The organism is Janthinobacterium sp. Bl 1 (assembly GCF_058215535.1).
In genome coordinates this window covers 2,756,305-2,777,427 of sequence record NZ_CM177086.1, presented here as the reverse complement: position 1 = coordinate 2,777,427, position 21,123 = coordinate 2,756,305, and the positions used below count along the sequence as shown (strand labels likewise).

The following is a 21,123-nucleotide window of genomic DNA, read 5'->3' as shown; positions in this document are numbered from 1 at the left end:
TGCACTCTCCAATCAGAAAAAATGGCCGATGGCAAACGATGCCGCGTACGCTTCCGGCGCGCTGCCGTCCCACACAACGCCGTCGCACAGGGTCGAGCTGCGCATGGGGGATGGCGGCAATGGCGTGGCCGTCATCTCCGCCGCCTGGCGGTACAGGTCGATGCGGTTGACCTGGCGCGCCACGGCCAGGTAATCGGGTTCGTCGCGCAGCAAGCCCCAGCGCCGGTGCTGGGTCATGAACCACATGCCGTCCGACAAATACGGGAAGTTGACGGCGCCATCGCCATAAAACTTCAAGCCGTGCGCCTCGTCCCAGGTCTTGCCCAGGCCATCCTGGTAATGGCCGAGGATACGCGGCGCCAGGGTTTCCTGCGGCGTATGCAGGTAAGCGGGCTCGGCCAGGGTGGCCGCCATGGCCAGCCGGTTGGTGTCGCTGGCATCGATCCAGCGCCCCGCCTCGAGCACGGCGGCGATCAGGGCGCGGCAGCTGTTCGGATGCTGCTGCGCAAACGCGGCGCTGGTGCCCAGCACCTTGCCCGGATGGTCGGGCCAGATGGCGCCGCTGGTGGTGGCCGTCACGCCCACGCCATCGACGATGGCCTTGTAGCCCCACGGTTCCCCGGCGCAAAAGCCATCCATCTGGCCCGCGCGCAAGGCAGCCACCATCTGCGACGGCGGCACCGTCATCACGCGCGCGTCGCGCAGCGGATCGATGCCGTGCGCGGCCAGCCAGTATTGCAGCAGCATCGCGTGGTTGCCGGTCGGGAAAGTATGCGCAAACGCAAATGGCCGCGCCGCAGCGCGCATGTGCCGCGCCAGCGTGGTGCCATCGTGGGCGCCCTCGCGCGCCAGCGCCGCCGACAAGGTCACGGCCTGGCCGCTGTGATTGAGGTTCATCAGCACGGCCATGTCGTGCTGTTGCCCGCCGATGCCCATCTGCACGCCATACACGAGGCCGTACAACACGTGGGCAGCGTCGAGCTCGCCGCTGTTCAATTTGTCGCGCACGCCGGCCCACGACATCTCCCGGCTCAATTCGATCTTGATGCCGTATTTTTCATCGAGACCCAGTTTTGACGCCATCACCAGCGAGGCGCAATCGGTCAGCGGCAGGTAGCCGATGCGTATCGTCTGTTTTTCCGGATGCATGGAGCGCATCGCGTGGGCACTCGTGCCCGCTTGCTGTGTCATACCATTCCTTGCTGATAAGTACTGTTTTGCCGCGCCGACATGGGCAAGGCCATAGCCATCCAGCAGCAAGGACCGTGCCTGTGCATGCCCGGTCCCAGGCAGGTCGAAATGCACTGGAATGGTGCACTGCACCAGTATGTGTCAGGAAATGCGCGTTTCATCCCAGCAAGTCCTCCACGTCGAGGATACGCTGGGCAATTTCCGCCAGTTTGAGTTTCTTGTTCATGGCCATGCTGCGCAAGCGCTGGTAAGCCTGGTCTTCCGTCAAGCCGTGATGCGTCATCAACAAGCCCTTGGCCCGTTCGATCACCTTGCGCTCAAGCAGCTTGTGCCGCGTGTCGAGCAATTCGGCGCGCAGTTTTTCTTCCTGGCGAAAGCGCGCCAGGGCCACATTGAGCACGGGCAAGATGCGCTCGGCATGCAGGCCGGCCACGATATACGCAGACACGCCGGCCGCCATGGCCGCATCGATGCTGGCCGTGGCGCCGTCTTCGGTAAACAGCACGATGGGGCGGCGCTCGTCGCGCGTGGCGATGACGATGTGCTCAAGCACGTCGCGCGCGTCCGATTCGGCATCGATGATGATGAGGTCAGGCTGCAGTTGCGCGATGCGCTCGGGAAGGTAGAGGTCGGCTGGCAGCGAGGCGACGATATCGAAGCCCGATTCCAGCAAGCCGATGCGCAAAGCATTGCCGCGCTGCACTTGAGCAGCCAAGGCCGCATTCTCGTGCACGCCGTGCTCGACAATAGTGTTGACGACAACGATGCGCAAAGGCTGGGTACGGCTGGACGTCATGGGAGCGATCTGCAATGGCTAAACACAACCATTGCAGTAAGCAAGAAGCGAACCAGCCGGGCCTGCAAGGTGCTTTACTTCAGGGTCGGCATGGCAAACTCGGCGCCGGCGGCCGTCGATGCGGGCCAGCGCTGCGTGACGGCCTTCTGTTTCGTGTAGAAACGCACGGATTCAGGGCCATGCGCGTGGTGGTCGCCGAACAGGCTGCGCTTCCAGCCGCCGAAGCTGTGGAAAGCCATCGGCACGGGAATCGGCACGTTCACGCCCACCATGCCCACCTGCACCCTGTGCGTGTATTCGCGCGCCGTGTTGCCGTCACGCGTGTAGATGGCCGTGCCATTGCCGTACTCATGCGCGTTGACCAGGTCCAACGCCGCCGTAAAGTCCGGCACGCGCACGATGCACAGCACGGGGCCAAAGATTTCTTCCTTGTAGATCGTCATGTCCGGCGTGACGTGGTCGAACAGGCTGCCGCCGAGGAAGAACCCTTGCTCGTGGCCAGGCAGCACGAAACCGCGCCCGTCGGCCACCAGCTTGGCGCCCTCTTCCACACCCTTGGCGATGTAGCCGGCGATCTTGTCCTTGTGCACTTGCGTCACCACGGGCCCCATCTCGGCCGACAGATCCATGCCCTGCGTGATTTTCAAGGCGGCAATGCGCGGCACCAAGGCTTCGACCAGCTGGTCCGCCACATTGCCGACCGCCACGACGACGGAAATGGCCATGCAGCGCTCGCCGGCCGAACCGAACGCCGCACCCATCAGCGCGTCGACCGTCTGCGGGATATCCGCATCGGGCATGACGACCATGTGATTCTTGGCGCCACCCAGGGCTTGCACGCGCTTGCCCTGCGCGCAGCCGGTCGCATAGATATATTCGGCAATCGGCGTGGAACCGACGAAACTGACGGCGCGCACGTCCGGGTGGTGCAGCAATCCGTCCACGGCTTCCTTGTCACCCTGCAGCACATTGAAGACGCCATCGGGCAAGCCCGCGTCCGTCAGCAATTGCGCCAGCAGCAGGCTGGCCGACGGGTCGCGCTCGGACGGTTTCAATACGAACGTATTGCCGCAGGCAATCGCCATCGGGAACATCCACATCGGCACCATCACGGGAAAGTTGAATGGCGTGATGCCGACGCACACACCGAGCGCCTGGCGAATCGACCAGGCATCGATGCCGCCGGCCACCTGTTCCGAATACTCTCCCTTCATCATTTGCGGGATGCCGCAGGCAAATTCCACCACTTCGATGCCGCGCGTCACTTCCCCTTTGGCATCCGTAAACACTTTGCCGTGCTCCGCCGTGATCAGGGCGGCCAGTTGATCCGAGTGCTCTTCCAGCAATTCCTTGAATTTGAACATGACCCGGGCGCGGCGCAGCGGCGAGGTTTGCGACCAGGCGGGAAACGCCGCATGGGCGGCGGCCACGGCCGCGTTCAGCTCGGACGGCGTGGCCAGCGCCACCTTGGCCGTCACGGCACCGGTGGCGGGATTGAAGACATCGCTCGTGCGCTCTGAGCGCGAAGCCATCGGGTTGCCACCAATAAAGTGGCCAATCATCGGGGTCGTCATTGTCTTGTCCTAGGTTATTTCGTCATCAGCCAGTCATGGGCCGGGTCATTTTTAAAGTGCCACACGCGTTTCGGGCCGGCCATCACGTTCAGGTAATAGCCGTCGTAGCCATACGGCACGGTCACGGGATGGTAGCCGCGTGGCACCATCACCACGTCGTGGTTTTCCACGGCCATGGCTTCATCGATGGAACGGTCGTCCGTGTAGACTCGTTGGTAGGCAAAGCCCTGTTCGGGGTTGAGGCGGTGGTAATAGGTTTCTTCCAGTGAGCTTTCCAGCGGCACGTTGTCGCTGTCGTGCTTATGCGGCGGATAGCTCGACGAGTGGCCCGATGGCGTGACCACCTCGACCACCAGCAAGCCGTCGGCCTCGGCCGTTTGAGGCAGGATGTCGCACACATAGCGCGTGTTGGCGCCCTTGCCGCGCACCGAGCGCGTCATGGTCGATGGCTCGATCAGGCGCGCCGGACGGTGGATCGTGGCCGGGGCGGTGCACAGGGCGACCTCGGCATTGCTCACGGCCGTGATGCCGACCGCTGTATCCAGCGGGACATATACGGCATAGGGCGAACGGTCCTCGAAGACGCTTTGGCGGTGACCGATCTCGCGCCACTGCTGTCCACCGGCCTGTACGGTGACCGTACCCGTCAGCACGACGATGCACAGTTCGCGCTTGCCCGTGTCCAGGCTCAGCGATTCGCCTGCTTGAAGCCGGTGCGCGGCGAAACCGACATGCGTCCAGCCGGCCGACTCGGGCGTCACCTCGACGATCTTGCCGCCTGCCTTGTTCGCTTTGACTAATAGCAGACTCATGCCGCCTCCCGACCCAGGCGCGGAATGGCCTCGACGAGCTTGGCCAGGTAGTCATGGCCCATCTTCGCGTATTCGTAGCTGGGGGCCACGGCCGGATCCTGCTCCGCTTCCACCACGAGCCAGCCTTCGTAGCCGTGCAGATATAAACGCGTGAGGATGGCGGGAAAGTCGATGCTGCCGTCGCCCGGTACGCTAAAGGCGCCATTGATCACAGCCTGCAAGAAACTCCAGTGGCCATTGCGCGCCAGTTTCACCACGTTGGGGCGCACGTCCTTGCAATGCACATGGCAAATCCTGTCGATATGCTTGTTGAGCACCGCCAGCGCGTCGCCGCCGGCAAACGTGATGTGGCCCGTGTCGAACAGCAAGCCGACCTCGGCTCCCGTCAAAGCCATCAACTGGTCCACGTCCGCCGGCGTTTCCACGTAGGCGCCCATGTGATGGTGATACGCGAGGCGCACGCCATGCGCGAGCAGATGGGCAGCAAAGGCCGTCAATTTGTTGGCGTAGTCCTGCCATTGCTGCTGCGACTGGAAACGCGGGCGTTTATACAGCGGGCGCGCTTCGCCCTGGATGGCGTCGGCCACTTCGCCGTAGACCATGACGGTGGCGCCGCTGTCGGCCAGCAAGCGCAAATGCGGGCCGACGGCGGCGATCTCGTCTTCGACCGAGCGGTGCGCCAGCCGGCCCGAATACCAGCCGGAAACACAGGCGAGATTGTATTTGCCCAGCACCGCGTTCAGGGCCGGGGCATCTTTCGGAAACTTGTTGCCCAGCTCAAAACCCACGTAGCCGATCTCGGCGCCCTCTTTCAACGCCGTTTCCAAAGGCGTTTCGCCACCCAGGCTCGGCAAGTCGTCGTTCATCCACGAGATCGGGTTGATGCCGATCTTCACATTCCATGTCGGTGCGTTCATTGTTGTTGTCCTTGGCGTTCAAGTTCATAACGGGCACGCGCAGCTTGCACGGCTGGCTGCGTGGAAACCTCGGGCACGGCCACTTCCCACCAGCAACCGCCGTCTTCGGTCGTGCGCGTGTCGTCCGTGTCGATGCAAATCAGATACGTGCGCGGTGCGGCGCGGGCGCGCAGCATCGCCTGCTCCAGCTCGGCAATCGAGGCCACGTGCTCGGACAGCGCGCCCAGCGATTGCGCATGCAGGGCAAAGTCGATATGCGGTGCGCTATCGGGCAACATATTGTTGAACGAAGGGTTGCCGCAGGCCTGCTGCAGGCGGTTGATGCAACCATAGCCCCGGTTGTCGAGCACGACGATGATGAGTTTTTTATCCAGCATGACGGACGTGGCGATTTCCGAATTCATCATCAGATAGCTGCCGTCGCCCACCATGACGATCACTTCGCGGTCAGGCTTGGCCATCTTGACGCCGAGGCCACCGGCGATTTCGTAACCCATGCACGAGTAGCCGTACTCCATGTGGTAGCCACCCGGCGTCGACTTGCGCCACAGCTTGTGCAGCTCGGCCGGCAAGGTGCCTGCCGCGCAGACGACGATATCGTTGCCGGTCGAGTCCGCTGAAGAACGTTGCACGGCGCCGATGACTTCGCCGTCGTACGGCAAGCCGGCCACATCGCGCCGGCCCGTGATGCTTTTGACTGTCTCGCGCCACGCGTTCCCTGCCTGCTGCGCCCGGTCCATCCACTGGCCCGCGCTATTCCAGCTGCCCAGCAGCCGCGACAGGCCTTGCAAGCCCAGCGTCGCGTCCGCCTGCAAGCCCAGGCCACGGCGTTTCAACACATCAAAACTGTTGACGTTCAGGCTGACCAGTTGCGCCTGCGCAAACAGGGAGTTGGAACCGGTCGTGAAATCCTGCAGGCGCGTGCCGATGGCCAGCACCACGTCCGCGTCCGCTGCCAGGCTGTTGGCCGCAGGCGAGCCCGTCACGCCGATGGCGCCCAGCTGCAGCGGATGGTTCCATGGCAGAGAACTTTTACCGGCCTGGGTTTCCGCCACAGGAATGCCATGGCGCTCGGCAAACGCCTGCAAGGCAGCGCTGGCCTTGCCATACAGCACACCGCCACCGGCTACGATCAGCGGCTGCTTCGCGTGCTTCAACAACGCTGCCGCCTCTTCCAGTTCCTGTTCAATAGGCGGCACGGCGCGGAAACGCACGACTCTCGGTTCGAAAAAGTCCGCCGGATAGTCATACGCCATCGTCTGTACGTCTTGCGGCAGGGACAAGGTCACGGGGCCGCAGGCGGCCGGGTCCGTCAAGGCGGCAATGGCGCGCGGCAAGGCCGTCAATAGCTGTTCCGGATAGACGATGCGGTCGAAATAGCGCGATAGCGGCTTGAACGCATCGTTGACCGACACGCTGCCATCCGTGCCATCTTCCAGTTGCTGCAGCACCGGGTCGGGCGCGCGCGAGACGAAGACGTCGCCGGGCAGCAAGAGCACGGGCAGGCGGTTCACGTGCGCCAGCGCGGCGGCCGTCAGCAGGTTGGTCGCGCCCGGGCCGATGGAACTGGTCACCGCCATCATGCGCCGGCGCATGTGGGCTTTCGCATAGGCGATGGCCGAATGCGCCATCGCCTGTTCGTTATGCGCACGGTAAGTCGGGAAGCTGTCGCGGTACTGGTACAGCGCCTCGCCCAGGCCTGCCACGTTGCCGTGACCAAAGATGGCAAAGGCGCCGCCGAACAGAGGTTCGCCCTCTTCCGTGCGCAAGGCGGCCAGATAGCGTACAAGGGCTTGGGCCATCGTTAAAGGAATCGTACTCATGCCGCACGCTCCAGACGGTTGCGCGTACGCTGCCATAGGGCAATGAGCTGTTCGAAGTTGGCGCGCACGGCGGCGATCAGGCCGGCATCGTCAAGTTCGCCAGCCAGCCAGCGGCGGCTCGGTTCCTGGAAGATGGTGCGGCCCACCATGAAGCCGCGGCACGTCGTGCTGGCACTGGCTTGCTCGAAACTGTCGGCCAGGGCGGCAATCGGCGCGTTCAAACCCAGCAGGACGACGCCACGGCAATACGGATCGCGCTCGTGCACGAGGGCATCGATGGCTTGCCATTGCTGGGCTGACATGCTTTCCAGCTTCCACCATTCCGGATAAATACCCAGGTTGTACAGACGCTTGACGGCGCGCAAGACCGTATCGTCGCCGTGCGGCAAGGCTTCCGACGGTATGACTTCCAGTAACAGTTCGTGACCGCTCACTTGCGCCGCGTCGTACAGGGCCTTGATTTGCGCTTCCTGTTCCAGCCGGTTTTCCACGGCATCGTCCGGGTGCAGCTGCACCAGGCACTTGATCACGTGTTCCTTGGGCCAGCTGAGCAGATGCGAGCCGATGGAACGACCCCAGTCGAATTGCAGCGGATTCGATCCCGGCAATTCCACGGGACGGCCTATCCACCAGCCGCGCCCGGTCGCATCGTTGAGCGCATCGACGCCATAGCGGCCATCGATCAGCACGCCCGTCTTGCCGGCCAACTGCAAGGCCGTTTCCGTCTGCGCCACGGCTTGCACCATCAATTGCTTCAAGGCCGCAATGGCGGACTCGGGCGCGCCCGTCTGTTGCGCCAGCTCAAAGAATTGCGTGCGGTGGTCAAAGGCAAATACGCACAACTCATCCCACTGCTTGCGCGCCACCGTCGTGCGGTGCAGGCGCGACAAGGTGGCGTCCTGGTCCGGCTGCGTCAGCTTTGCCGCATTGGCGAGGAAATAGTCGAGCTCGACGGGTGACGGCATGGCCGGCGCGCAGCCATGGCGCGACACGACGAGGGCGCCGCAGCCATTCGCGTAGCGGCAGCACGCTTCGTAATCCTCGCCGCGCAGCCAGCCTTTCAGGAAGCCCGACAGAAAAGCGTCGCCCGCGCCCAGCACATTGAGTACTTCCACGCGCACGCCGCGGTAGTTGTATGCGTCATCGAGGCTGTGCGGCACCACATTGTCGATGACGGCGCTGCCCAGCGGGCCCCGCTTGACGACCAGGGTGGCTAGGGTGGCGGCTCGCACGGCGCGCAAGCTGGCCATGATGTCGGCGCCGCCGCCGGCGATCATGAATTCCTCTTCCGTGCCGACGATCAAGTCGAACTGCGGCAGGATGCTTTGCAGATGTTTGGTCACGCCTTCGTTCGAAATGAAACGCGTTTCGCCATCGGCCTTGCCCGACAAACCCCACAGGACGGGCCGGTAATCGATGTCGAGCACGGTGCGCACCTTGTTGGCGCGGGCCAATGTGAGTGCCTGCGTGCTGACGGCGTGCATGGCAGCCGTGGAGAAATGCGTGCCGGTGATCAGCAGCGCCTTGCTCGAGGCAATGAAGGCCGCATCCACCGACGCGGCGTCGATGGCCATGTCGGCGCAATTTTCACGGTAGAAAATCAGGGGAAAGGTGTTCTTGTCCTTGATGCCCAGCATGACCAAAGCCGTCAGGCGGTCGCGGTCGATGCCCACGTGGCTGACGTCGCAGCCCTCTTTCGACAGGGTATCGGTGAGGAAACGGCCCATGTGGTCGTCGCCCACTTTCGACAGCATGGCCGACTTCAAGCCCAGCCGGGCCGTGCCGAAGGCGATATTCGCCGACGAGCCGCCCAGGTATTTGGCGAAACTGGTCGCGTCTTCCAGGGGGCTGCCGATCTGCTGCGCGTACAGGTCCACGGCCAGGCGGCCCAGGCAGATCACGTCCAGCGCCCGGCCCTGGGCAAATTGTGTGGAATTATTCATGGCTATCCTTAAATCGTGACACCGTCGAGTTCACTCATCAGCGTTTGCATTTCCGCACCGCCCGCCATCATGTCCAGCAAGGCATCCTTGCTCACCGTATCCTTGGTGAAGGTGCCCAGCGACTTGCCCCGGTTCAACAACGTGAACGAGTCGCCCACCGGATACGCATGGTGCACATTATGCGTAATAAAGATCACGGATATGCCCCGCTCGCGCGCCTTGTAAATCAGTTTCAATACATTGAACGACTGCTTCACGCCCAGGGCAGCCGTCGGCTCGTCGAGGATCAGCACGCGGGCGCCGAAGTGAATGGCGCGGGCAATGGCCAAACACTGCTTTTCACCGCCCGACATGGTGCCGATGGCCTGGTGCGGGTCGCGCACCATGATGCCCATCTCGGCCAGCTTGTCGCGCGCCGTCTCGGCCGCATAGTCGATATCCATCACGGGCACCAGGCCCAGCAGCTTTTTCATCGGCTCGCGGCCCATGAAGAAATTGCGCGCCACGGACAGCAGCGGCACCAGCGCCAGATCCTGGTAGACGGTGGCCACGCCCATGTCCAGCGCTTCGCTGGGCGAATTGAAGACGACGGGCTTGCCATCGACCAGGTATTGGCCATCGGTGGGCTTGTGCACGCCGGCCAGGGTCTTGATCAACGTCGACTTGCCGGCGCCGTTGTCGCCCAGCAAACAATGCACTTCGCCTTCCTTCAGGCGCATGGTGATGTTTTGCAAGGCCAGCACGGAGCCGAAGCGCTTGCTGACATTTTCCAGGGCAAGAATATGCTCGCTCATGATTTATCTCGCTTCCGTGACGCGTGAGCGTACAAAGTTATTGAACAGCACCGCGATCAGCAGCATGACGCCGAGGAACACGCGGAACCAGTCCGAATTGATGTTGGTATAAGTGATGCCGATCTGCACCACGCCAAAGATCAGCGCGCCGAAGCAGGCGCCGACGACGGAACCGTAGCCGCCCGTCAGCAAGGCGCCGCCGATGACGGCCGCGATGATGGCTTCGAATTCCTTTTGCATGCCCCGGTCGGCGGCGGCCGAACCCACGTCGCATACTTGCAAGGTCGCAAACAGGCAGGCGCAGAAGGCCGTGAAGACGAACAGGGAAATTTTTACCTTGCGCACCGGCACGCCCACATTCTTGGCCGCGTTGGCGTCGCCGCCCACGGCGAACATCCAGTTGCCGAAGCGGGTACGCGACAACACGAACGCGGCGCCGGCGGCCAGCACCAGCCACCAGGCGATGACTTTCGGGATGCCTTTGACCAGCGGCGAGCCGTCGTCGAGCACGGCGATCCAGCCATGCGCGCCCATCCACTGGAACAGGCCGGTGGCCACATTGCCGTGGAACAGCAGGCTGGCCAGCCAGTCCTGCGCCGCCAGGTCGCCCACGCCGCTGACGATGGTGCGGTTGGCGAACATGATCGACAGGGCCAGGGTCAGGCCGCGCAGGATGAACAGGAATGCCAGGGTAACGATGAACGATGGCAAGCGCGTCTTGATGACGATGTAGCCGTTGAGCCAGCCCAGCGCCATGGAACCGGCGAAGGCGAACAGGATGGCGGCCCACAGCGGCCAGTGGAAATAGATGGTCGGAATGGCGATCATCATGCCGGCAAAGCCGATCATGGAACCGATCGACAGGTCGAATTCACCGGCGATCATCAGCAGGCAGGCGCCGATGGCGATGATGCCCAGGTAGGACGCCACTTGCATCCAGTTAACGACGCCATCGAGGTTGAACATGCCGGAATCGCCGGCCGTGATGACGAAGAAGGCAAACACGAGCACCGCGCCGGAAATCGAGGCGAACTCGGGGCGGCCAAAAAACCGTTTGACCCAGCTGGTCGTGCCCACGCGCTCGTCGGCGGCGGCAACTGGCTTGCTGGAGGCGCCGGGAGGCGGAGGAGGATTCATGCCGGGGCTGGCCAGGCTGGTTTTGAGCGCAGTCATACGATGTCCTTTCAGTGATACTTGTTACCAATTCCAATTACTTTCCTGCCAGCATCGCTGGCGCCAGGCGTGTTCTTCCCATGCGCCGCCCGCGGGAGGCGGTGCGGCGCAGGGCAAACCCGGTGGCGACTGTGTGGATTAGCGGTATTGGCCGGCGTATTTTTCGACCTTGGAAATGTTTTCCTTGGTCACGAAACCGGGGCCGGAGCTGATATGGCGTGGGCCGTAGATCGGGGTCAGGCCGTATTCGGCCAGGCGCGCCTGGTATTTCGGATTGGCGATCAGGATTTCCTTGACCTTGGCCAGGTCAGTGATCTTTTGCTGTTTCATGATGGCCATCACGGCGACAGGAATGTAGCCTTGCAGGTAGGGCTGCTGGTCGATGGCGAACTGGATGCTGCCATCCTTGATGCCCTTGGCGATCTCTTCCGACAAGTCGAAGCTGGCGAAGTACATCTTGCCTTTCAGACCCAGCTTCTCGACGGCGCGCATGGCAGCTGGCGCCGAATCCGGTCCCAGTGCCAGCACGGCCTGGGTCTTCGGATTGCTGCGCAGATAGGCGCTGACCTTGCTTTCGATCACGCCGGGGTCGACGCCATTGGTGTCGAGCGTGGACGATTTGAAGTCGACGCCGAGCGCATCGGCAAAACCGCGGCAGCGTTCGAACGACGACGCATTCATCGCATAGTGATTCACGCACACGAACGATTTGATGCCCGCTTCCTTGGCGCGCTTGCCGGCGCCCAGGCCCGCGTCATACTCGGGCTGGCCCACGTGCATGATGGCTTTCAACTGTTCGCTTTGCGCGATGGTGCCCGAATTGATGGTCACGAGCATGATTTTCTTGGCCACTACCGTGCCCAGCGGTTTTTGCAGCACGCTGAAGTCGGCGATGTCTGCGATCAAGCCATCATAGTTGCGCGCGGCCGACTGCTCGATCAGGCGCGCCATGTCGGCCAGGTCGCCATTGGGCGGATTGCGGTAGTCGACGGACACGTTGAAGTCTTCACCGGCTTGCTTGATGGCGTTCTTGATGGTGTTCCACCAGGAATCGGAGTCCGGCGCGTGGCTGACCATGACGAATTTCTCGCCGGCAGCATGGCTGGCGCCCGTGCTCAAACCCAGGCTCAGGCCCAGGCTGGCGATGGCCAGGCACTTCATCAAACCCTTGCTTTTATTGCTATGCATGAATGTCTCCTAGACGGATTAATTTTTATAGTTGCGAGCTTTTATGAAGGGTGTCACCGGCCTGGCCTTGCGGCACACGAACCGATGCACTGCGCACAGCTTAGGCCACAAAAAAGACAAATGCAATAAAATTTTCAAAATAAATTTAAATAGAAATTCGTTTCTATTTTTAAGATTCCCTCCTATAATTCTCGCCAGAACCAGCCGCACGGAGACAGCGGTCCGGCAAGTACACCAAGGAAAAAATCATGGCAGCCACCGCCCCCATCGAACAACTGATGCAGCACATTGCAGCCGAGTACGACAACCTGTCGCGCCAGTTGAAAGTCATCGCGCAATACATTGAAAAGCACCGGGCCAGCCTGATGCTCGAGCGCATCAGCGACATCGCCGCCGCCTGCGACGTGCAGCCGTCCGCTATCGTGCGTTTCGCGCAGCGCTTCGGCTACACGGGCTTTTCCGAAATGCAAGACGTGTTCCGCCAGGCTTATACGGACCAGGCCGGCGCCACGCCCGACTACCAGCAGCGCATCCGCAAGCTGATCTCCACACGCGACGCCGCCCTGAGCGCAGGCGACCTGACGCGCGAATTCGTCGGCGCCAGCCGCGCCGGTCTCGACGATCTGGCGGCCGGGCTCGACGACGCGCAGTTGGAAGCGGCCGTCAACCTGCTGCTGAAAGCGGAAAATATCTATGTGATCGGCGTGCGTCGATCCTTCCCGATCGCCTCCTACATCGCCTACGCGCTCGAACACACGGACAAGCGCGTGCACCTGATTAGCGGACTGGGCGGCATGCACCGCGAACAGATGCGCAGCGTGCGCGAACGCGATGTGGCGATCGCCATCAGTTTCTCGCCTTACGGCAAGGAAACCCAGCAGTGCATCAAGGCGGCGCAAGACAAGGGCGCCAAGGTCCTCGTGATTACCGACAGCAAGCTGGCCCCGCTCGCGCGGGCCGCCGACGCGCTGCTCACCGTCACCGAGGGCAGCGCCTTCGCCTTCCGCTCGCTGACCAGCACCATCTGCCTGTGCCAGGCGCTGTTCATCGCGCTGGCCTACAAATTAGAGCTCGACATCGAAGAAATCCACACCCCAGGAGAACATGATGATTGAAGTAGCGTTGTTCGGCGCCGGACGCATCGGCAAAATCCACGCGGCCAATTTGGCCGCCCAACCCGGCGTGCAGTTCAAGTACGTGGTCGACGTCAACCAGGAAGCGGCCGCCGCGCTGGCCGGCCTGCATGGCGGCAGCAGCGCGACTGTCGAGGCGGCATTGGCCGACCCGGCCATCAAGGCCGTCGTCATTGCCTCGAGCACGGACACGCACGCGGACCTGATCCTGCGCTCGGCCGCCGCCGGCAAAGCCATTTTTTGCGAAAAACCCGTCGACTTGACCATCGACCGGGCGCGCGCCTGCGCCGCCGCCGTCAAGGAAGCCAAGGTACTGTGCATGCTGGGTTTCCAGCGCCGCTACGATCCCACTTTCAATGCCGTCAAGACACGCATTGAAGCAGGCGAGATCGGCACGCCGGAATTACTCATCATCACCAGCCGCGACCCGGGTCCGCCACCGGTCAGCTACATCAAGGTGTCGGGCGGTATCTTCAAGGATATGCTGATCCACGATTTCGACATCTTCCGCTGGATACTCGACGATGAAGCCGTCAGCGTGCACGCCACGGGCAGTTGCCTCGTCGACCCGGCCATCGGTGTAGCGGGCGACCTGGACACGGCCGTCGTCACCATCCGCACGGCCAAGGGACGCTTGTGCCAGATCAATGCCTCGCGCCGCGCCGCCTACGGCTACGACCAGCGCTTCGAAGTGCTGGGCAGCGCCGGTATGCTGCAGGCGGGCAACCACAAGCCGACGGAAGTGACGGCCTATGGTGCTGTGAACGTCAGCGTCGACAGGCCGGAAGATTTTTTCCTGGAACGCTACCGCGTGGCGTATGCGCAGGAAATGGCGCATTTCTTTGACGCCCTCACCCATGGCACGCCGCTGCGCACCACCGTCCACGATGGCTTGAAGGCGCTGGAACTGGCCGAAGCGGCGACGCTGTCGTGGCGCGAGGGTCGTGTCGTGACCCTGGCGTCGTAACTTTATAAACAACAATAAAAAATCTGGAGACACCATGTCATCCCCAACATTAAAAGTCGGCATCGTCGGCCTGGGCCGGCTGGGCCAGCGCCACGCCATCAACCTGGCGCAGCGCGTGCCGAATGCCGAAGTCGTGGCTGCCTGCAGCCCCGTGCCAGCCGAATTGGACTGGGCCGCCAGCCAGCTCGGCATCACCACCGGCTATGCCGACTACGACGCCCTGCTGGCCCACCCGGGCCTGGACGCCGTCTTCCTCGTCACGCCCACCTCGCTGCACGCGGACCAGATCATCGCCGCCTTGCGCGCCGGCAAGCACGTGTTTTGCGAAAAACCGCTGTCGCTGGACCTGCCCGACTGCCTGAAGGTGGAAGCGGAAGCGGCGCGCCACCCGCAGTTGACGATCATGATCGGCTTCGTGCGCCGTTTCGACGCCAGCTACCATGACGCGCAGCAAAAGATTGCCCAGGGACTCATCGGCAAACCGTATCTGGTGCGTTCGCAAACCTGCGACCAGAACGACCCCAGCGGCGCCTTCATGCGCTTCGCCCCCACCAGCGGCGGCATCTTCCTCGATTGCAGCGTGCACGATATCGACCTGGCGCGCTGGCTGCTGGGCAACCCCGCACCCAAACGCGTGTATGCGAGCGGCACCAACGCCATCCACACGGGCTTGCAGGCATTTGGCGACGTCGACAACGGGCTGGCAACGGTCGAATTTTCCGATGGCAGCATGGCCAGCTTCATGGCCTCGCGCACCATGGCGCATGGCCATGAAACCCTGACGGAAGTGTTCGGCACGGGGGGCCGCCTGGCCGTGGGCAGCAATCCGCGCCTGAACCGGGTGGAAATTTCGGATGCGCATGGCGTGCGCAATGAATGCACGCCGGACTTCTATGCCCGCTTCGCCGATGCCTTTTTGATCGAGGCGCAGGAGTTCACGGATGCGGCACTGGGCCGGCGCACCTTGTCATTGACCTTGCACGATGCGACGGAAGCGACGCGCATCGGCCTGGCCATGACGCAAGCGATGCGCGAAGCGCGCCCGGTGGAATTCTAGCCGCGTGCAAAGAACTCAGGCAGCCGGTGCGGGAAATGGACGTTCGGGCTGCCTGGGTTCCACGGCCAGCCGCAAGCCCATGGCATCGAGGATGGCCGTCAAGGTGCTCAGGGATGGATTACCATCGGGCGACAAGGTGCGGTACAGCTGGGTAGGATTAAGCTTGGCCGCCTGCGCCACGGCGGGCACGCCGCCAAAGGCGCGCGTCAGCTGGCGCAGCACGCTCAGGAGTTCGCCGTGGTCGCCATCGACGAGGATGTTGTTGATCAGTTCAAGGGCGAAGGCGGGATCGTCGCGGTACAGCTCAGCCATTGCTTCGTCATGCGAGCGGTCTCTTGGTGGTTTGCTCATGACCTGTTTCACGTCCTCTTTCATGTCCTCTCTCCTTCCAGTCGTGCCAGCAGGCACAGGCGTATTCGATATCTTTCGACTGCGTGCGCTTGTCGCCACCACACAGCAATAAAATAATCTGGCCCTCGTCGATGGCATAGTAAATACGGTAACCAGGACCCACGTCGATACGCAATTCCCACACGCCATCGTGGCAAAATTTATGGTCGCCAAAATTACCGGGCATCATGCGCAGCACGCGTCGTACGATGGCCACCCTGGCCGTATTATCGCGCTGGCGCTTCAGCCATTCCGTATATAAATCCCTGCCCGATGACGTCAGATAGTGCCGGATCTCGTACATCATATTCGTCCATAAACGAAGAAAAATCAAGAAGAAAATCACGTGTATGCGAAAAAAAGAAAACCACGCCATCTTGCTGCCAAAACCGCACGCGCAGGCCGCGAACGCCGGGTTCACTGAGCTATATCAAGATGCATTTTTCTAATTGTTATAGGGAAATGAGGCCGCCCGTCCGTGCTCCGTGTCCGTGCCTCGCTCCAGCCTGTTGCGCTATACAATAAGCGCCTGCCCAACCGCAACAACCAGGCCACAATGACAAACAACGACAGCAACTCTCCTACTCTCGCCGGCGTGGCCGAACGCTACGTCAAGCTGGTCCTGGCCATGGGCCAGCACGATGCCTCGTATGTGGACGCCTATTACGGCCCGCCCGCATGGCAACAGGAGGCGCTAGAACAGCAACTGAGTTTGAGCGACATCCAGGCCGCGACGGACAAGGCGCTGGCCCTGCTGGCCGACGCCCCCTGCCTGCGCGCCGCCAACCTGCGCAAGCAGCTGCAAGCCGTCATGGCGCGCACGGAGATGCTGCAGGGATCGCGCCTTGATTTCGATACGGAAAGCGCGCGCCTGTACGACGCCGTCTCGCCCCATCACAGCCGCGCATACTATGCAGCACTGGTGGCGCAGATCGACGCGCTGCTGCCTGGCGACGGCACGGTCAGCGACAGGGTCAACGCCTTGCGCGCACAGCTCATCATTCCCGCCGACAAGCTGCACGCCGTCATGGATGCGGCCATCCGCGCGGGACGCGAGCGTACCTTGCGCTACATCGCCCTGCCCGAAGGCGAAGATTTCATATTGGAATTTGTCACCGACAAGCCGTGGAGCGGCTACAACTGGTACAAGGGCAACTATCAGAGCGTGATCCAGATCAATACGGACTTGCCGGTGTGCATCGATCGCGCCGTCGATCTTGGCTGCCATGAAGCGTATCCGGGCCACCACGTCTACAACGTGCTGCTCGAGCGCGACCTGGTGCGTGGCAAGGGCTGGATGGAATACTGCATCTATCCGCTGTATTCGCCGCAATCGTTGATCGCCGAAGGCACGGCCAATTACGGCATCGAACTGAGTTTTACGGACGAAGAACGGCTGGCTTTCGAGCAACAGGTGCTGTACCCGCTGGCCGGCCTCGACCCGGCGCTGGCGCCCCGCTATGCCCAGCTGAACCGGCTGCTGGCCAAACTCGGCTATGCCGACAACGACATCGCGCGCCAATACCTCGAAGGCAGCCTGAGCCGCGAAGAAGCGCTGGAATGGCTGGTCAACGTGCGTCTGTACCCGGCCGAGAAATCCGCGCAGCGCCTGCAGTTCTATGATGCCATGGGTGCGTACGTCATCAATTACAACCTGGGCCAGGACATGGCGAAAGCCTATGTCGAGCACCAGGGCGCGACGCGCGCCGAGCACTGGGCCGCCTTCCGCGACCTGATGTCCTCGCCGCGCGTGCCCAGCGCGCTGCTGGCAGGACAAAGCTGACGTCGCTTACTGGGCCGGCAGGCGAATGGTCGCTTCCAGGCCGCCGTCACGGTGGTTCGCCAGGGTCAGCTCGCCGCCGTGGGCCTGGACGATGCTGCGCGCGATACCAAGCCCCAATCCCATGCCATGCGCGTTTTGCTCGCGGCCATGTTCCAGGCGCACATAGGGCTGGAACAGGCTGGCGAACGCCTCTTCAGCCACGCCGGGGCCGTCATCGCGGATGCGGATGACCACGTTGGCGCCCTCGCGGCACGCCGACAGGTGGGCAGTCTTGCCGTAAAACAGAGCATTGTCGAGCAAGTTGCCGATGGCGCGCTTCAGGGCCAGGGGCTTGGCCTTCACGCTCAGGTCCGTCTCCACGTAATGCACGACATGGCCGGCCAGCTGGGTCCCGCGCACCATGCGCTGCAGCAAAGGGTCCAGGCGCACCTCGGTGGCGTTTTCATGGATATCGCTATCCTTCACGCATTGCAGCGCCCCCTTGACCATCATGTCCAGCTCATCGAGGTCATCGTGGAATTCGTTGCGCTGCACATCGTCGTCGAGCAATTCCGTGCGCAATTTCAGGCGCGTGATGGGCGTGCGCAAGTCATGCGAAATCGAGACGAACAGCCGTTCGCGGTCTTCCAGATACCGCTGGATGCGTTCGCGCATGCCGCTGAAGGCACGCGCCGTCTGCACGAACTCGCGGCTGCCCGTCTGCGGCAGGGGCGGCGGCGTCTCGCCACGGCCAAACGCTTCGGCCGCATCCGACAGGGCCGCCAGCGGCCGTGTTGTCCAGCGTACTACGAGGATCGACAGCAGCAGCACGGCCGCCAGCGACAACGCTTGCAGCAATACCCGGTCGAGTGTCCACGGATTACTGCTTTGCAAGAAATACGGGTTGGGCATCAGCGCCGCCAGGTACAGCCAGTTGCCCGGCTCCAGCTCGGCCTGGATCACGAGGACGGGCGCGGGATTCGGCTTCAGCAGCAAGATGTGCTGGACCCAGTTTTCCGGCAAGTCGCCGATGTGCGCGCCGCTGTCGGCCACCACCAGATCGCTCGGCCAGGCGAAGCCCACGCGGTAGCCGGCCAGCTGCGGCAAGTCGCTCTTCAGCGCCGCACCCACCGTGGCCACCACCGTATCGGCCAGCGCGTGCGGGGCGATTTCGCGGATGGCCAGCGGCCCCTGGTTGACGTTGACAAAGAAGCGCGTGCCACCCATCTCGCGAAATTGCTGGATCAGGATGGGGCGGTAGTTGGCCGGCAGGCTGAGGAAGAAACGGATGGTGCTGGCGGCGCTGCGGGCCAGGTGCTGCGACGCCATGCGCGCCTCCACGGCCGAGTCGCGGCGCAGCTGCGTGGCCCAGATCAGGTTGCCCACCAGTTGCGTGGCCAGCACGCCGGCCACCATCACCACGGACAGGCGGCCCAGCAGCGATGGCGGCAGCAGACGCTCGAGCAGCCGGCGCACGCCCCGCTCAGGCATGCCCACTGCTCACGTCGGCAGAAAACACATAACCGGCGCCGCGCACCGTCTTGATCAGCATGGGCTGCTTGCCATCGTCCTTCAGGCGCAGCCGCAGCCGGCTCACCTGCACATCGAGCGAGCGGTCGAGCGGCCCCGCGTCGCGCCCCCGTGTCTGTTCGCACAGCACGCTGCGGTCGAGGATATCGCCCGGATGCTCGACAAAGTAGCGCAGCAGCTGGAAATCGAGGCCCGTCAGCTGCAGCGCTTCGCCGTCGGCATCCGTCACCGTGCGCTCGAGCGTGTCGAGCGTGAAACCGACGAAGCGGTAATAGCGGGGCGGCGCGGCCGCGTCGATGCCCGTGCGGCGGTGGATGGCTTTGATGCGCGCCAGCAATTCGCGCGGACTGTAGGGCTTGGCGATGTAGTCGTCGGCGCCCAGTTCCAGCCCCACCACCCGGTCCGTCTCGTCGGAGCTGGCCGTCAGCATGATGATGGGCACGTTCGAGCGGGCGCGCACCACCTTGCACAGGGCAAAGCCATCCGTGTCGGGCAGCATCACGTCGAGGATCACCAGCGACAGGCTGTCGACGTGGCGGTGGAATTCGGCCAGGAAGGTGGCGCCATCATGCGCCAGGCCCACCTCGTACTGGTTCTTTTCCAGGTAGGCCTTCAACAGCATGCGGGTCTTTTGATCGTCGTCAACGACGAGGATTTTGCGTGACATGGTCTCGTCCTTTTTTATTCAGCGCCTGCAACATGCTGCCGATGCGGCGTTGCGCGTCGGCCGCGCTGATCGTCTCATCGAGGAAATAGCGGTGCACTTCGGCGATGATGGCATCCTTGCTGGTTTCATCGGTGGCCATGCGGTGCACGAGGCTGGGCGCCTGGAACGCGGCGCCGCGCGCGAATGCCTGCGCCGAGGCGCGCGCGCAGCTGTCCAGACGCGACAGGTCAGCCTGGCGCAAGGCGGGAATCGAGCCCTTCACCTGGCTGTATTCGAGCTGCACGGGCAGCGAAGCGACCACCTGCGCCAGCTTTTCCTGCGCGCCCTGATGCGTGTAGTCGGATGCGAACATGGCCAGCGTATCGATGCTGTACAGGTGGTAGTCGCCCGTGTCCGGCGCGGCGGCGCAGCCGAAGACCTCGTCCGTGGCGCGGCCCCAGGCGTTCAGCTCGCCCTTGACCCAGTCGCCCATGATGTACATGGCCGCCTCGCCATCGCCCACCTGGCGCGCCATTTCGGGCCAGCCCTGCTCGCGCAGCGGCGTGCCCATCCATTGTTTCAGCGACCTCAAGCGCTGCAAGGCGTGGCGCAGGCGCGGGTCCGCATACGCCTCGGCTTTCTTGTCGACAAACAGGGCGCGGTAATACGCGGGCCCCGATTCAGCCAGCACCAGCGTTTCAAACAAGGTCGCCACCTGCCACGCTTCGCTGCTTTGCGCCAGCGGCGTGATGCCAGCCTGGCGCAGCTTGCCGGCCACGCGCTCGAAGTCGCTCCAGCTGCGCGGCACGGCCAGGCCCAGGCGCTGGAAGATCTTGCGGTTGTAAAACAGGGTATTGATGCGGTGGATACCGGCCGGCACGCCCATCGTATGGCCGCGGTTTTGCAGCAAGCCCCACACGGTGGGATACATGGTCGCGCGCCAGTTGTTGCTGGCGGCGACGCTGTCGAGCTGCAACAGCAAGCCCAGGTCGCTCCACTCGCCCAGGGTATAGCCGATCAGCTGCATGACTTCCGGCGATTTGCCGGCCAGCACGCGGCTCTTCAAGACCTTGCCCGCGCCGACCCCGGCGCCGCCCGCGATGGCCGCATCGCGCCATTCGACGCCTTCCTGCGCCAGGCGCGCCACCAGCACGTCGGCGGCGCGGCGTTCGCCGGCGGAGGTCCACCAGTGCAGCACCTGCAGCGCTTCGGCCCGCGCCGGCACGCCGCTGCACATGAAGGCAAGCAGCGCCAGCGCCGCCACGCCGCGACGGCGGGCGGCCCCGGCATGGCGGTCGGCGGTGCTGTGCGGCGGCGTCTTCAATCCTGTCCCCTTGTTCTTGTCGCGACAAACTATAGCCCAACTACAAAACAGCAGGTTGGTAATTTAGTCCCCTGATTTGTAAAGAAACGTGAGCTTTTGTTGC

19 protein-coding genes are annotated in these 21,123 nt (G+C 63.1%); 4 read left to right on the top strand and 15 right to left on the bottom strand.

The window, feature by feature from the left end; all coding sequences use genetic code 11:
- Nucleotides 1–12: 12 nt before the first annotated feature.
- From AC4BCN_RS12660 to AC4BCN_RS12615, 10 genes are all read right to left on the bottom strand, one after another.
- A complete protein-coding gene (locus AC4BCN_RS12660; RefSeq protein WP_490493448.1) occupies nt 13–1,191 on the bottom strand; it encodes a CmpA/NrtA family ABC transporter substrate-binding protein in 1,179 nt (392 codons plus the stop codon).
- Between the two features lie 157 nt (nt 1,192–1,348).
- Nucleotides 1,349–1,987 (bottom strand): ANTAR domain-containing response regulator, encoded by a 639-nt coding sequence (locus AC4BCN_RS12655; RefSeq protein ID WP_034757677.1) that lies wholly within the window; start codon nt 1,985–1,987, stop codon nt 1,349–1,351.
- A 74-nt stretch (nt 1,988–2,061) separates the two neighbouring features.
- Nucleotides 2,062–3,561, bottom strand: coding sequence for a CoA-acylating methylmalonate-semialdehyde dehydrogenase (locus tag AC4BCN_RS12650; protein ID WP_490493447.1), 1,500 nt, complete (start codon nt 3,559–3,561; stop codon nt 2,062–2,064).
- A 14-nt stretch (nt 3,562–3,575) separates the two neighbouring features.
- Complete coding sequence (gene iolB / locus AC4BCN_RS12645; protein WP_490493446.1) at nt 3,576–4,373, bottom strand: 5-deoxy-glucuronate isomerase; 798 nt, start codon at nt 4,371–4,373, stop codon at nt 3,576–3,578.
- On the bottom strand, nt 4,370–5,290 hold the full coding sequence (gene iolE, locus AC4BCN_RS12640; protein ID WP_456149375.1) for a myo-inosose-2 dehydratase: 921 nt from the start codon (nt 5,288–5,290) through the stop codon (nt 4,370–4,372). The genes iolB and iolE overlap by 4 nt, the downstream gene beginning before the upstream one ends.
- Entirely contained in the window at nt 5,287–7,149 is a 1,863-nt protein-coding gene (gene iolD / locus AC4BCN_RS12635; protein ID WP_490493445.1) for a 3D-(3,5/4)-trihydroxycyclohexane-1,2-dione acylhydrolase (decyclizing), read from the bottom strand. Before iolD ends, iolE begins: the two co-directional genes overlap by 4 nt.
- Nucleotides 7,110–9,056: a bifunctional 5-dehydro-2-deoxygluconokinase/5-dehydro-2-deoxyphosphogluconate aldolase gene (locus AC4BCN_RS12630; protein ID WP_490493444.1), complete on the bottom strand. Its 1,947-nt coding sequence runs from the start codon at nt 9,054–9,056 to the stop codon at nt 7,110–7,112. The genes iolD and AC4BCN_RS12630 overlap by 40 nt, the downstream gene beginning before the upstream one ends.
- An 8-nt stretch (nt 9,057–9,064) precedes the next feature.
- Nucleotides 9,065–9,850 carry an ATP-binding cassette domain-containing protein gene (locus AC4BCN_RS12625; RefSeq protein WP_034757661.1) on the bottom strand — a complete coding sequence of 262 codons (786 nt, stop codon included), beginning with the start codon at nt 9,848–9,850 and terminating at the stop codon, nt 9,065–9,067.
- A 3-nt stretch (nt 9,851–9,853) separates the two neighbouring features.
- Nucleotides 9,854–10,987 carry an ABC transporter permease gene (locus AC4BCN_RS12620; protein WP_319993144.1) on the bottom strand — a complete coding sequence of 378 codons (1,134 nt, stop codon included), beginning with the start codon at nt 10,985–10,987 and terminating at the stop codon, nt 9,854–9,856.
- Between the two features lie 174 nt (nt 10,988–11,161).
- Nucleotides 11,162–12,211, bottom strand: a complete 1,050-nt coding sequence (locus AC4BCN_RS12615) for a sugar ABC transporter substrate-binding protein (protein WP_034757655.1) — start codon at nt 12,209–12,211, stop codon at nt 11,162–11,164.
- A 248-nt stretch (nt 12,212–12,459) separates the two neighbouring features.
- Between AC4BCN_RS12615 and AC4BCN_RS12610 the strand changes: the two genes are divergently transcribed.
- The 3 genes from AC4BCN_RS12610 to AC4BCN_RS12600 are packed head-to-tail and all read left to right on the top strand — an operon-like array spanning nt 12,460 to nt 15,368.
- Nucleotides 12,460–13,326, top strand: a complete 867-nt coding sequence (locus AC4BCN_RS12610; RefSeq protein ID WP_034757651.1) for a MurR/RpiR family transcriptional regulator — start codon at nt 12,460–12,462, stop codon at nt 13,324–13,326.
- Nucleotides 13,319–14,311: an inositol 2-dehydrogenase gene (gene iolG / locus AC4BCN_RS12605; protein WP_490493598.1), complete on the top strand. Its 993-nt coding sequence runs from the start codon at nt 13,319–13,321 to the stop codon at nt 14,309–14,311. Before AC4BCN_RS12610 ends, iolG begins: the two co-directional genes overlap by 8 nt.
- A 34-nt stretch (nt 14,312–14,345) precedes the next feature.
- Complete coding sequence (locus AC4BCN_RS12600) at nt 14,346–15,368, top strand: Gfo/Idh/MocA family oxidoreductase (protein ID WP_490493443.1); 1,023 nt, start codon at nt 14,346–14,348, stop codon at nt 15,366–15,368.
- Nucleotides 15,369–15,383: 15 nt separating this feature from the next.
- Here the strand turns inward: AC4BCN_RS12600 and AC4BCN_RS12595 are convergent, their stop codons facing one another.
- Both AC4BCN_RS12595 and AC4BCN_RS12590 read right to left on the bottom strand, forming a co-directional pair.
- Nucleotides 15,384–15,680: a helix-turn-helix domain-containing transcriptional regulator gene (locus AC4BCN_RS12595; RefSeq protein ID WP_185982153.1), complete on the bottom strand. Its 297-nt coding sequence runs from the start codon at nt 15,678–15,680 to the stop codon at nt 15,384–15,386.
- A 7-nt stretch (nt 15,681–15,687) separates the two neighbouring features.
- Nucleotides 15,688–16,065 (bottom strand): type II toxin-antitoxin system RelE/ParE family toxin, encoded by a 378-nt coding sequence (locus AC4BCN_RS12590; protein WP_425324045.1) that lies wholly within the window; start codon nt 16,063–16,065, stop codon nt 15,688–15,690.
- A 249-nt stretch (nt 16,066–16,314) separates the two neighbouring features.
- Between AC4BCN_RS12590 and AC4BCN_RS12585 the strand changes: the two genes are divergently transcribed.
- Nucleotides 16,315–17,541: a hypothetical protein gene (locus AC4BCN_RS12585; RefSeq protein WP_490493442.1), complete on the top strand. Its 1,227-nt coding sequence runs from the start codon at nt 16,315–16,317 to the stop codon at nt 17,539–17,541.
- 6 nt (nt 17,542–17,547) lie between these two features.
- Here AC4BCN_RS12585 and AC4BCN_RS12580 read toward each other — a convergent pair whose 3' ends face one another.
- The 3 genes from AC4BCN_RS12580 to AC4BCN_RS12570 are packed head-to-tail and all read right to left on the bottom strand — an operon-like array spanning nt 17,548 to nt 21,020.
- Nucleotides 17,548–19,011: an ATP-binding protein gene (locus tag AC4BCN_RS12580; protein ID WP_139092695.1), complete on the bottom strand. Its 1,464-nt coding sequence runs from the start codon at nt 19,009–19,011 to the stop codon at nt 17,548–17,550.
- The gene (locus AC4BCN_RS12575) at nt 19,004–19,717 is read right to left on the bottom strand and encodes a response regulator (RefSeq protein ID WP_034757625.1); all 714 of its coding nucleotides are present in this window, start codon (nt 19,715–19,717) and stop codon (nt 19,004–19,006) included. The genes AC4BCN_RS12580 and AC4BCN_RS12575 overlap by 8 nt, the downstream gene beginning before the upstream one ends.
- Nucleotides 19,692–21,020 (bottom strand): ABC transporter substrate-binding protein, encoded by a 1,329-nt coding sequence (locus tag AC4BCN_RS12570; protein WP_490493441.1) that lies wholly within the window; start codon nt 21,018–21,020, stop codon nt 19,692–19,694. The genes AC4BCN_RS12575 and AC4BCN_RS12570 overlap by 26 nt, the downstream gene beginning before the upstream one ends.
- Nucleotides 21,021–21,123: the final 103 nt, after the last annotated feature.

What these genes read in the sequence shown, in the direction of transcription:
- AC4BCN_RS12660 (WP_490493448.1), bottom strand. Translation starts at nt 1,191, where the DNA reads ATGACACAGCAAGCGGGCACGAGTGCCCACGCGATGCGCTCCATGCAT.
- AC4BCN_RS12655 (WP_034757677.1), bottom strand. Translation starts at nt 1,987, where the DNA reads ATGACGTCCAGCCGTACCCAGCCTTTGCGCATCGTTGTCGTCAACACT.
- AC4BCN_RS12650 (WP_490493447.1), bottom strand. Translation starts at nt 3,561, where the DNA reads ATGACGACCCCGATGATTGGCCACTTTATTGGTGGCAACCCGATGGCT.
- iolB (WP_490493446.1), bottom strand. Translation starts at nt 4,373, where the DNA reads ATGAGTCTGCTATTAGTCAAAGCGAACAAGGCAGGCGGCAAGATCGTC.
- iolE (WP_456149375.1), bottom strand. Translation starts at nt 5,290, where the DNA reads ATGAACGCACCGACATGGAATGTGAAGATCGGCATCAACCCGATCTCG.
- iolD (WP_490493445.1), bottom strand. Translation starts at nt 7,149, where the DNA reads ATGGCAGCGTACGCGCAACCGTCTGGAGCGTGCGGCATGAGTACGATT.
- AC4BCN_RS12630 (WP_490493444.1), bottom strand. Translation starts at nt 9,056, where the DNA reads ATGAATAATTCCACACAATTTGCCCAGGGCCGGGCGCTGGACGTGATC.
- AC4BCN_RS12625 (WP_034757661.1), bottom strand. Translation starts at nt 9,850, where the DNA reads ATGAGCGAGCATATTCTTGCCCTGGAAAATGTCAGCAAGCGCTTCGGC.
- AC4BCN_RS12620 (WP_319993144.1), bottom strand. Translation starts at nt 10,987, where the DNA reads ATGAATCCTCCTCCGCCTCCCGGCGCCTCCAGCAAGCCAGTTGCCGCC.
- AC4BCN_RS12615 (WP_034757655.1), bottom strand. Translation starts at nt 12,211, where the DNA reads ATGCATAGCAATAAAAGCAAGGGTTTGATGAAGTGCCTGGCCATCGCC.
- AC4BCN_RS12610 (WP_034757651.1), top strand. Translation starts at nt 12,460, where the DNA reads ATGGCAGCCACCGCCCCCATCGAACAACTGATGCAGCACATTGCAGCC.
- iolG (WP_490493598.1), top strand. Translation starts at nt 13,319, where the DNA reads ATGATTGAAGTAGCGTTGTTCGGCGCCGGACGCATCGGCAAAATCCAC.
- AC4BCN_RS12600 (WP_490493443.1), top strand. Translation starts at nt 14,346, where the DNA reads ATGTCATCCCCAACATTAAAAGTCGGCATCGTCGGCCTGGGCCGGCTG.
- AC4BCN_RS12595 (WP_185982153.1), bottom strand. Translation starts at nt 15,680, where the DNA reads ATGGCTGAGCTGTACCGCGACGATCCCGCCTTCGCCCTTGAACTGATC.
- AC4BCN_RS12590 (WP_425324045.1), bottom strand. Translation starts at nt 16,065, where the DNA reads ATGATGTACGAGATCCGGCACTATCTGACGTCATCGGGCAGGGATTTA.
- AC4BCN_RS12585 (WP_490493442.1), top strand. Translation starts at nt 16,315, where the DNA reads ATGACAAACAACGACAGCAACTCTCCTACTCTCGCCGGCGTGGCCGAA.
- AC4BCN_RS12580 (WP_139092695.1), bottom strand. Translation starts at nt 19,011, where the DNA reads ATGCCTGAGCGGGGCGTGCGCCGGCTGCTCGAGCGTCTGCTGCCGCCA.
- AC4BCN_RS12575 (WP_034757625.1), bottom strand. Translation starts at nt 19,717, where the DNA reads ATGTCACGCAAAATCCTCGTCGTTGACGACGATCAAAAGACCCGCATG.